Annotated in this window: 11 protein-coding genes; 9 read left to right on the top strand and 2 right to left on the bottom strand. The window is 36.9% G+C overall.

The annotated features are described in order from the left end of the window. The 8 genes from Q0R37_RS12675 to Q0R37_RS12710 all read left to right on the top strand — a co-directional run. Nucleotides 1-716, top strand: a 716-nt coding sequence (locus Q0R37_RS12675) for a hypothetical protein (RefSeq protein ID WP_294754859.1), incomplete at its 5' end; no start/stop codon positions are given. Nucleotides 717-932: 216 nt separating this feature from the next. Beyond that, entirely contained in the window at nt 933-1,409 is a 477-nt protein-coding gene (locus Q0R37_RS12680; protein ID WP_294754860.1) for a hypothetical protein, read from the top strand. 72 nt (nt 1,410-1,481) lie between these two features. Next, nucleotides 1,482-2,243: a hypothetical protein gene (locus Q0R37_RS12685; RefSeq protein ID WP_366517435.1), complete on the top strand. Its 762-nt coding sequence runs from the start codon at nt 1,482-1,484 to the stop codon at nt 2,241-2,243. An 858-nt stretch (nt 2,244-3,101) separates the two neighbouring features. Next, the gene (locus tag Q0R37_RS12690; RefSeq protein WP_294754861.1) at nt 3,102-3,593 is read left to right on the top strand and encodes a pentapeptide repeat-containing protein; all 492 of its coding nucleotides are present in this window, start codon (nt 3,102-3,104) and stop codon (nt 3,591-3,593) included. Nucleotides 3,594-3,765: 172 nt separating this feature from the next. Continuing rightward, nucleotides 3,766-3,930: a hypothetical protein gene (locus Q0R37_RS12695; protein WP_294754862.1), complete on the top strand. Its 165-nt coding sequence runs from the start codon at nt 3,766-3,768 to the stop codon at nt 3,928-3,930. Nucleotides 3,931-4,352: 422 nt separating this feature from the next. Then, nucleotides 4,353-5,864 (top strand): ATP-binding protein, encoded by a 1,512-nt coding sequence (locus Q0R37_RS12700; protein WP_366517436.1) that lies wholly within the window; start codon nt 4,353-4,355, stop codon nt 5,862-5,864. A 239-nt stretch (nt 5,865-6,103) separates the two neighbouring features. Then, nucleotides 6,104-7,432 (top strand): AAA family ATPase, encoded by a 1,329-nt coding sequence (locus Q0R37_RS12705; RefSeq protein ID WP_294754864.1) that lies wholly within the window; start codon nt 6,104-6,106, stop codon nt 7,430-7,432. 4 nt (nt 7,433-7,436) lie between these two features. Beyond that, nucleotides 7,437-7,985, top strand: coding sequence for a hypothetical protein (locus tag Q0R37_RS12710; RefSeq protein WP_294754865.1), 549 nt, complete (start codon nt 7,437-7,439; stop codon nt 7,983-7,985). A gap of 714 nt (nt 7,986-8,699) precedes the next feature. On the opposite strand, the gene mcrC is transcribed toward Q0R37_RS12710, so the two are convergent. Then, nucleotides 8,700-9,731 carry a 5-methylcytosine-specific restriction endonuclease system specificity protein McrC gene (gene mcrC, locus Q0R37_RS12715; protein WP_294754866.1) on the bottom strand — a complete coding sequence of 344 codons (1,032 nt, stop codon included), beginning with the start codon at nt 9,729-9,731 and terminating at the stop codon, nt 8,700-8,702. Continuing rightward, the gene (locus Q0R37_RS12720; protein ID WP_366517437.1) at nt 9,728-11,185 is read right to left on the bottom strand and encodes an AAA family ATPase; all 1,458 of its coding nucleotides are present in this window, start codon (nt 11,183-11,185) and stop codon (nt 9,728-9,730) included. The genes mcrC and Q0R37_RS12720 overlap by 4 nt, the downstream gene beginning before the upstream one ends. A 164-nt stretch (nt 11,186-11,349) precedes the next feature. Between Q0R37_RS12720 and Q0R37_RS12725 the strand changes: the two genes are divergently transcribed. Next, a partial coding sequence (locus Q0R37_RS12725; protein ID WP_294754867.1) for a hypothetical protein occupies nt 11,350-11,535 on the top strand: 186 nt, incomplete at its 3' end.

The following is an 11,535-nucleotide window of genomic DNA, read 5'->3' on the forward strand; positions in this document are numbered from 1 at the left end:
AAGCTGAAGATGTGCTCGCACTTATGAATGAATACGGTATTTCTTCAAGGCTCACTTTCAGCAATTCGCTTTTAAAACCTGAACATCTCACCGACAGGAAATGCAATGACCTGTGTGGGCTTTTCGCCGAAAGCAAAAGTGTACAGAATGGTGTTATAATCCACTCTGATCTTCTGCTTGAATATATTAAAAATAATTATCCTGGTCTTTATTTCGTTTCATCGACTACAAAGGTTCAGAATGATTTCGAGAAGTTTGTAAAGGAAACAGAGCGGAGTGATTTTAAATATGTTATTCCTGATTTTCGGCTGAACAAGCTATATGATAAACTTAATACACTCTCACAGGTCCGGAAAGATAAAGTCGAATTTCTATGCAATGAATGTTGTTCGTTTTACTGTAAAGACAGAAAAGCGTGCTATGAAAATGTTAGCCGGAAAAATCTCGGTGAGAACTGTCCAGAGCACATCTGTACAGCATCTGATGCCGAGGAAGGATACCTTTTTTCAAAGGCAATGAAAAATCCCGGATTTATCAGTACAGATAACATCATCAACACATATCTGCCCCTCGGTTTTTCTAATTTCAAAATAGAAGGCAGAGGACTCGGAAGTGCTGTCAATCTCGAATTTCTGCTTTATTATCTGACAAAGCCGGCATATCAGCTTACTGTCCGTGAAGAGATCTATCTCGATAGCATGCTGGATCTTTTTTGAATATATACGAAGAGGCAGCCCGAGGACTGCCATGCAATAACAGTATGATTCAAAGAAGTTGCGTATTGCACAGGCGGTGACGGAAATCAAGCAAGAGCAGTAAAAGAGGTCACCGAACAAAGGCAGATATACTTGACAAAACATGAAGATTTGTGGCAGAATAGAGGTATAGCGATCAGTGAGTGATAATATAACAACAGAGAAGAGTGATAGATAATGAAAAACAGGATAAGGCATATCTCAGAAACCGATATCTTGGCAATAGAGGAGCAGTACGCAGAAAACTCCTGTATACTGAAACTTGATGGGCGCAGGATACAGACTGAGTCTGACTGGCTCTACAGCATGGCTGAGCTGTTCATGTTCCCTGTTTACACAGAGAACGGTAATATTCCATGGTTCAGAGGGGCGTTTGAAAAACAAGGGGAGCACTTCATGAACTGGCACAGGTTTGATGACTGGATGTCCGATCTTGAGTGGCTCGGTACAGATTCTGTTGTACTTATAATTGAACACTTTCATGAGATGCTTCGTAATGAGCCTGAGGTGAAGGAATATGTTATGAACAACCTGAAAGATACTGTTCTTCCGTGGTGGGAATCAGAGGTCGTTAACTGTGTCGTGGAAGGCAAAAGAAAGTCGTTCAACGTCTATTTGGTGGATGATAATAGCGTGATCACGGAGAACTTATAATGATACCACATGGATCTCTCCGTACTTGACTTTCAGTGCGGAGCAGGATTAAAGAGTATAAGGACGGTTATTATGGTAGAAAACGGTGAATGGATAATGCATGGACTTGCGTGGGATGATCCGTATAGGATACGCAGTCCCAAAGAGCTTGTAAACTGGATAAATGAAGTGGGATTTCTGCCTTTATTCGGAAACGGAGTGAAAGATTTTTCCGTAGAGGAACACGTTTCGGCTGATTACTGGTGGACAGTTGACAAAGAACAGGATCCATGGGAATGGCGTGAGATAATAGCCGCAGGCCATGAGGTTGCATACGGTAAATTCTTCGATAAAAAGGCAGGTTTCATAAGTCTTGAATGGCTGCCGTACTTTGCAAATTATAGGCGTGACGGATACGATTTTGATTCAGCATGGGCAGACGGCAAGGCAAATCACCGTGAAAAGCTGATAATGGATATTCTCACTGAAACTGACAGCGACGGCTATATAGTCCGGAGTGACAAGCAGATTCTTTCAACTGAACTGAAACAGCTTGCATGTTTCGGAAAAGGCGGAGAGAAGAACTTTCCGGGAATAACGACAGACCTTATGATGAAAATATACATTGTTACTGCTGATTTCCACAGACGCAGAAACAAGAAAGGTGCTGAGTACGGCATGGCAGTATCGGTACTTATGCCGCCTGAGACGATTTGGGGATATGACAGCATCACTTCAGCTTATAATGAGACTCCGAAAGAGTCGTGGCAGAGGATAATGGACAGAGTAAAGGAGCTGTATCCAAATGCTGATGAAGCTGATATTATCAGGCTTATTGGGAAAGAGCCAATGTAAAGAGCATGAAGATTTTCAGTAAAATATAGAATCAAGGCAGCCGTTTGGCTGCCTGTTTTTATCTCTGCATTCTACTATTTCCAATCGCCAAAAAGTCGATTATCCGCATGCAAATGCAATCCATAGCTTTTTCAGAGGGAAGAGCTTACTTTGGTTTGTTATGGTCGTTATTAAGAATTTTAAGAATTCTAAGCAAATCTTTTTGGCATGAATTATTGATTACATTGTTTTCTTTTCTGTTGTTATGCTCATCTTCATAGATATAATTGATATTTGGAGATTTAGAACTCAATGTTGGAAAAGATTTTATATGTAAATATTTAGGAGTAGTGACAAGTGTAATGTTATTAATATCGATTATGGCACTTTTTGCAATTTTGCTAAGAATGAGATCAAACCATTTTTGAATTGAACTATCCTTAAATTTAGGAGAATAGGTTATCCAGTGGCGATAAAAAGTTTCTTTGTTTTCCCTATTATATTTATATCATCTTTATTAATTGAGTTTTGATGTGCTTTTATGCAATTTAATAGCTTATTGAAGTCGGCAATGAAGGCGAAAATTTTTTGATAATCATTTAAACAGAGATGAAACTCATCGTAGTCATTCTTTTCAGAAGAATCTGGATTCTCAGAAGTAATAATAGCTGAATTTGATATATCATACTCGTCGTTAGTTGGTATTTTTTTACGTAAAGCATAATTAGTTCGCCAGATAGATCTAATAATTCGTAGTTATCATATTCATGACCTTCAAAGGCTGGGACGTTTATCGCTGGGCAGTTCGTCAATTGCAGTTACAGCCTGATACAGTAAAGGACGAACTGCGTATATTCCTCGGTTCTCACCCTCTGTTCCGTGAGATATGAAGATGAATGGTGCACAATAAGAGATGATGTAAAGCCTAACTGTGGACCAGCTGAAATTATTATTCCCGTTTGGAATTATAAAAATTTGTCATTATGTTATTTTCAGAATACACATATGGAATATATACAGCTTGAAAATGCAAATCTTTCTGGATGCCATTTTGAAAATGCTCATTTACATGGAGCAAGTTTAAATAATTCAGATATCTCTCAAAGTTATCTTAATGATTCGGATTTTAGCAATGCAAATTTAGAAAATGCTAATTTCAAGAATGCATATTTAACAAATGCTCATTTCACAAATGCTAAGCTTAAGGGAGCTGTTTTTACAGGTGCTTATCTAACAGATACCGATTTTACTGGAGCAGATTTGGAAAATGCAGATCTAGATTATACTTATTATAATTCTAAAACAAAATTCCCAGAAGGATTCATTCCTGATCCTTATAAGATGAAATGCATATGTTGCAATCAGAATTGATTGTATTGCCAATAAAGATATGAAAATCTTGCATGATCATATAATCGTTGTTCTCATTGCAGACAGGGAAATATAGGTGAATAAAACTGGGCCAATAACTCCAAATCTAAATACTGCTTGTTTTTTTGTGAGGATATGTGTTATAAATTATGATATGAAGGGAGGCGGAACAATGTACTATATAATGAACAAAGACCGTATTATTGCTGAACTTGATTACATAAATAACGAAATTGGTACAGCTGTTCCACAGCTTGTAGCTGGAAGCCTCCCAGAAGTATACGGCGATATGAAGTTGAAAAGCTGGCTTGAAACTCGACACATTGCTAAACGTTGAGCAGAGATAACTCATCTGTTACGAAAACATGGTATGACCGATCTCAAAAGCTTTAATGATGTATCACTTGGATTAACTTTTACAGATACACTGTGGGTAAAAGAAGAGCATTCCGATAGCAAGTGGAAAGGTGTTAATCGTTACGATAATGAATTCAACGAGATTGTTTCGCAAAATGCTTTTATTGAATGCTATGAACGGATTCATTCAAAACAGAATAAACAGATTGCTTGAATTATATAAGTAATGACATGAAATCGGGGCTCTGCCCCGATTTTTTGTTATGCTTGATTTATTCGTTGAACTGTGGTATACTATTAACAGAACAATACTACAGTGATTTTAGGCACACAGTAAGGAAGTGAGAATAGATGAGTAAATGCTTTAATATAACCGGCTCATGTATACCTGAGCAGCATTATATGGTTGATATACATGAACGACTTGCAAAAATCAGGGATATGATCGACAAGGGAGACTATTTCGTTATTAATCGTGGTCGCCAGTACGGAAAGACAACTACGCTGAACGGTTTAAGAAAATACCTGTCAGATTCATATTATGTTGTATTGATGGATTTTCAGCGTCAGATGAGTTCTGCTAAATTTAAGGATGAGCATTCATTTTCAGTAGCGTTTCTTAAAGCTTTTATCAACTCACTTGAGAGAAATGAGTGTTCTGGACAGTTGATTACTGCTCTCAAAGAACTTAAAAATGGGATAAACGATGATCTTGATCTGGTTGAGTTGTTTTTGAATCTAAGTAAATTCTGCGGTTCAATAGAAAAACCTGTGGTGCTAATGATCGATGAAGTTGATCAGGCATCTAATAATCAGGTATTCCTTGATTTCCTTGCACAGCTCAGAGGGTATTATCTTGACAGATTTGAGTCACCAACATTCAAGTCTGTAATACTTGCAGGAGTATATGATGTTCGTAACCTGAAACTCAGAATCCGTGAAGATACCGAACATAAGCACAACAGTCCATGGAACATAGCTGTTGAGTTTAATATTGATATGAGTCTTAGCATAGAGGGAATTGCAGATATGCTTGATGATTATGCAAAAGAAAACGATACTGACATAGATACCGTTTCTATAGCACAGGTAATTTATGACTACACTTCCGGCTATCCTGTGCTGGTATCAAACATCTGTAAATATCTGGATGAAGAGATACATGAATGGACAGAGGAAGGCGTAATCAAGGCAGTAAACCGCATTCTTTCAGCGAATACTCCTCTGTTTGAATCTCTTATTAACAGGCTTGAAGATTATCCTGAGATGAAGAAAAGTCTCTATCAGATACTCACTAAAGGTGAAAGATTCTCGTTTAATCCTGATCACGAACCGACAAAGCTGCTTTTGATGTTTGGCTTTGTGAAGGTTGAGGATGGTGCGGTAGTAATAGCGAACAGGATATTTGAGACGAGGCTGTATAATGACATGCTTACCTCCGAGGAGATGAAGTCAACGCCTATCTCAAAGGCCGGATTATTTGATAAGCCTGAGTTTGTGAAAAATGGCATTCTTAATGTTGAACTTATCATCAGCCGATTCATCGATCACTTCCATGAGATTTACGGTGACAGCACTGAAAAGTTTATTGAAGAGGACGGCAGAAAGTGTTTCCTTGTATATCTTCGCCCAATTATCAACGGAGTAGGAAACTATTATATCGAGGCACGAACACGTGATAATCGTCGTATGGACGTTGTTATCGACTATCTCGGCAAAAGGTATATTGTTGAGCTGAAGATATGGCACGGTCAGAAGTATAATGAAGACGGCGAGAAACAGCTTTCAGACTATCTTGATTCATATAAGCTTAAAACCGGCTATTTGCTGACATTCAGCTTTAATAAGAATAAGGAAACAGGTATAAAGACTGTGCAGTATGAAGATAAGACGTTGATAGAAGCAGTTGTATAAAATAAGAGTGAATCTTAGAGATATTTGTGACAACGTATATAGAATTAGAGTCTTAGGTTTATAAATGATATCTGAGAAAGGCTTTTGAATGACTAAAAAATATGTTTGATCATATTATATGTGAAAAGTTTAGATAGAAATAATATGACAATGTAGCAACTTTTCACTTTACATATAGAATTATCTTGATAAATAATAATATAACAAAAACATTTAATGATAGTGCGGTAGGTGATAAAATGGCTATTATAGAAATACACAATTTTGGCCCGATAAAAGACTGCAAACTTGATATTTCGGATACTAATTTTATGGTGTTAACAGGCAGACAGGCATCTGGAAAAAGTACATTGGTAAAATGCATTTTCTTTTTCAGAACAGTTAAAGAACTTCTTCGTGATTCACTTAGAAAATATGCATTGGATGGTGAGAACTTATTTGATGACAGTCATTACACTGATTTTGCTGGTTTCTTTAGAACTGCTTTACGTACAAGATTTCTTGAACTTTTTGGCTCTTCTCAAAATATGGAAAAAACAATGAGGGTACGGTACGAATACGTTAAAGATACGTATATTACAATAGAAGTTGAAGATAGAAAGTTTAAAAATACAGGTTTCACAGTTAATAACTATCTTAATGTCGACTTTGGAGATCCTATTTATTCTTTTTTAAAAAGGATTAAAAGTCCTATTGACTCGAAAAAACTTAAAGAATTGAAAGAAGAATTTGAGAACATAATTGATGATCCATACACCACATATTTTGTTCCTGCCGGAAGATGCTTGATGTCTCTTTTAACATCACAGTTAAACTATTTCATGGTATCAATGGATGATAATCAAAAAAGAATGATGGATTATTGTACACTTAAGTTTATAGAGATAATTTCAAAACTTAAAGATATGATAGCGGCTGGGATAGATAATGTTTTTTCGCAATATGTTGACGAAAAAGATTATGACATCTATATGAATACACTCAGTCTGATGAGAAATAGAATGAAGGTTCTTTTGAAAGGCGAATATCGTATAATTAATGGAGAAGAACGTTTATATATTGATGGCGATGATGAAAAGTTTGTTAAGATTAATTATGCTTCCTCTGGTCAGCAAGAAATACTATGGATATTAAATTTGCTATACTTCATTATTGCAAGCAAAACAAAAGCTTTCATTATTATAGAAGAGCCTGAATCACATCTTTATCCTGATGCCCAAAAAGCGATAATGGAATTAATATCGATTGTGGCTAATAACGGATGTCAGATAATAACAACTACTCATAGTCCATATGTTTTAGGTGCATTGAATAATCATAAATTTGCATCGTATCTTGCAAATGACACTCGAATTAGAGATGAGGTATATAATATCATTCCGCAAGAAATATGTCTCAAGTCACTTGATGCATATTATGTTAAGGATGGAATAATAACATCGTGTTTGGAAGATATGGATGGTGATCTGATCGACAATACAGTTATTGATGAAGCTTCTCAGTTTATTAATAACGACTTGGATGATCTGTTTGAATTGTACAGTAAACTCTCCGAAAGCGAGGAATAGAGGTATGATTTTTAAACAGGGAGATTATGTATTGTTTAATGATAAAAGAAGCAAAATTAGTATTAAAGAGAATGATTCATATATAGAACTAATTAATGCTAAAAGAATGCATGTTATACACTATTTGTTGGATAAGGGCATAATTCCAGAAAATGATTCATCGGTACAAAAATGTGATAGTATTGTAGAATGTATTGATAATGAAGTTGATAGAATTATATACGCAATAGAATTAAAAGGCGGAGATGTGAATCATGCTTTAGAACAACTTGCTTCAACAATTAGACTTTTATTTGAGCTTGATTATAGAAGTAGAAATAAACATTTTATGAAAGCATGTAATACTGAGGATTTCTCAAAACTAAAAGGAGAAGTAATAAGGTTGAGGGTAGTATCTTCCAAACCAGGCAAATCCAAAATAAGGAAGCAATCTGCCACACATAGTATCAAATATACTAAGGAGACAATGCTTAGGCAAGTATGCCAAAGACATCACATAAATTGTAATATTGACAATATAATTATTAAATCTGGTAGCAGCGAAAACATATGATTTAAATGCCTGCTTCAGATAGTGTGACACTTGGTGATAGTAGGTTATACATAGGCTGGGTGTAGGTGCTTAATGATGTTTTAGATAATAAAAAAGCCTCCCGAAGGAGGCTGAGAAGAAATAATTTTGTTTTAACTTTAAAATGCTATTGACAAATAATAGTTAATATAGTATAATAAGAGTGTTAAAATAATAAATAGCTTATGATTTATATGCTGTTTGTTATATTACAAAAGAGCCTTTTTGAAAATGAAAACTGCACTGGCAACGGTTCAAAAAATACATCAATTTGTACATCAATTTTTGCAAAAACTCATCAAAAACAAAAGGCTATATACTGTTCTCACTTTGTAATATTTGGCTGTAATTCGGACTGTATGGCACTTGATGATATCAGGTGATACAAGAGCTGCAAAGCTCATAACCCGAAGGTCGTTGGTTCAAATCCAGCCGCCGCAACCATATTTAGACGTCACAATGGAGATATTAGTCATTTGACGTCGGTGAAAAGCATCCCTATTTATAGGGGTGTTTTTCTTTTTGCTCCTATATATGCAAGCGATATACGTTTCGTTAGTCTATTATTTATACTTAAACAGTTCTAAGCGTACGGTTGTACTCATTTGCATCTCACCCGCTCTCACCCTCAATTCATACTCTTGTACCCATAACTCACCACAAAGAATCAGACAGCTAAGGCTGTCCGATTCTTTCTCATATCTCGAAGTATTGTAGAGCGATATCGTTTAGCTGCCGCTTCACCTCGGTAAAGTCACAATCTAGATTCAAAGTCTTTGCGCCGATTTGGTTGCCGCTCATTGAATAAGAATGATCCGGTTGAACAAAAGCGTCGGTCTTTGCATAAAGCAGTAGTCCTGAGACCTTCTTTTCGTCGCCCACTTCAAGTGACATATTCTTCGTATAGGTAAATATTTGATATAGATTGCCGGAATGAATCGAGCGCGAATCAAATTGAGTTTGAAGGTTATGTGAATAATACTTAGCATCAATGATTAAGATATTATCATCTCGTTCAAGCACCACATCGCTTTGCATGACTGGCAACATATCAATATAGCCATCGTCTATCGCCCAATTAATCTGTGGCGAGCTTGTTTTAATATTTGGAAACTCTTTAACATAGTATTCGTATATAAATTTCTCATAGAGGCGGTGCATATGTTGGTCATCCAAGAAATCCATGAGTTTCGTTGTTCCGTCAGATTGAGATTGTAGCAAACCTTTTATGACCAGATAACAAATCGATATTAGCATACGGTAGGTTTGGTTATTCCTATTGTATCTTTGATGCCAGTCGATTGAACTAACATCTAGAGTTTCGACGTCTACAAAGTATGCTAGCAATCTTCTGAGTTCTTTCTTGCGCGATGCCTTAGTGTCGGAACGAATCAGAAGTTCCATTGTTGTTTTTAGAATTCTATTCATGTATGAATTTGTCGTGAATTCGTCGAACTGGCAATACATTTGGCGCTTCAGAAAAGTTTGCTCTTTTATGGATTTCGTCAGGTCAATTCGGCCACGAAGCGAAGATATAGGTTCATTTTGCTCTAGATAATCCCTGTTGAGACCCTGCTTGATCTGGCTTGTGATTCCCATTATTAAAATCGCAGAGCACAGATCAGCGACATTTTCGAAATCTTCCGTTTCGATTTTTCTATATCCTTGCGAATTAAGCGCCTTGAAAGCGTAGGCGAGCATATAGAAAATGTTCTTTATTGGTATCAATTAATCGCTCTCCTTAGATTATCGGACCAAGTTTTTATCTTGTTGGGCTCGTCAAACCAGTATTCTTCAAGAAGCGGAATGATCTCAAACTCGATGATTTCGGACAAAGCACGATCTGTAGCTTCTTTTAGATTGCAGAAGTAGCTGTGACCTATGCGGAAGCCTTCACCCAACGATTCGTCGGAAGCAATCACTTCGTTTAGTGACTGAATCGCATTAATGAGGCTGTCAAACTTTGAGCTGGCGAGGTCTTTCTGATAATTCTTAAAGCCATCAGTTTCAAAGCCCGGGTTCATCTTGTAAAATGCAAAGCGGCGGCGGAGCGCATAATCAAGCAACGCAAGGCTGCGGTCGGCAGTATTCATCATGCCGATAATATAGACATTCTTTGGCACGGCAAATTTTTCGTTTGAGTATAAGAGCTGAAGCCCAATGCCGCGCTTGTCATTCTCAATCAACATAAAGAGCTCGCCGAAGATTTTACTTAGATTGCCGCGATTAATTTCGTCGATAATAAAGAAGTAGTCGTTTTCAATATCATCCTGAGCCTTCTTGCAAAAATTATAAAATGCACCTGCTTTTCGCTCGAAACCATTCTCTGTCGGGCGGTAGCCCATGATGAAGTCTTCGTAAGAATAGCTCTGATGAAACTGAACCATCATAACACGATCTTTGTTTTTCTCTCCCATCATCGAATAGGCAAGTCTCTGAGCAGCAAAGGTTTTTCCTACACCAGGTGCGCCCTGAAGAATAACATTCTTTTTGTTGCGAACGAGAGATACTAACTTATCATAGTTCTCGGCATTCATATAAACCTCGTCGAGGAATTGCTCTTCATCGTATGGCGGATATGTAACCTCCGCCTCTTCGGCATCGTCTTCTATTTCGCTATCAAATAATGCGTTTAATTTTTCAACATATTCGGTGTACTGAGTAATATCAGTGAGCGTCTTCATGACAGCTTGGCCTGGATGTTGCCATTCGCCTTTATGTGTCCATTTTACCTTACGGACATTTTTAAAATCAGGCTGATTATCGTCATAGTAATAGCTAGACTCCACAACTCCGCGCCCGACAATAAGATGCATTCCTTTCTTGACAAATACAATGTCTCCAGGCTTCATTTCATTAGCAAATTGCCACGTCGCATGAGCTGCGTTTTTGTATGATAATTCCGGATTAAAGCGTTCTTTCATAGCTCGCTTCATTTGCTCTTTGCTAGAATATTCGTTTAAGTTACCAATATTCCAGCCGATCGCCATTATTCCAGCATTATAGAAGTTTTCCCAATAAATAGCGCCGTCACCTGGGGAATAGATCCAATAATGAACAGTTTCTATGTTATTGTCTGCGATTGCTTCACCCTCAGATTCTTTTTCAGCCTTACGATTCTGTTCATTTATTTCTTCCGAATACTCCCAAGCTACGGAACTTAATTCCCTAAAATTATTCAATTCTGTCCTGTCACTCTGCAGATATGCGCGTAATTTTTCTATAATATCAAAGTATTTACTGGAAGCAATTTTAGTTTCAATGGGAGGAAGAGAATTAACGATATCACTAGGAACTTTGCCAGACTCATAAATATACCATTCGTTTCGACTATCTAGATTTAGGAATGCCTATTATATTCAGACCTTTCGTTAATCGAAAAAGAATTGCATATATAGTTTGCGGAATCGATTATGGGATAACTAAAATTAAATGTCCTAAAGTGCATTTTCTATATGTAAGTCCAGCAGGAAAATCTTCGCGAGAATTCACAACGGCAATAGACATTGAAATGCTTGGGCTTCTCTCCGAT

The sequence above is a fragment of the uncultured Ruminococcus sp. genome (assembly GCF_946415235.1).
Classification (GTDB): Bacteria; Bacillota; Clostridia; order Oscillospirales; family Ruminococcaceae; genus Ruminococcus.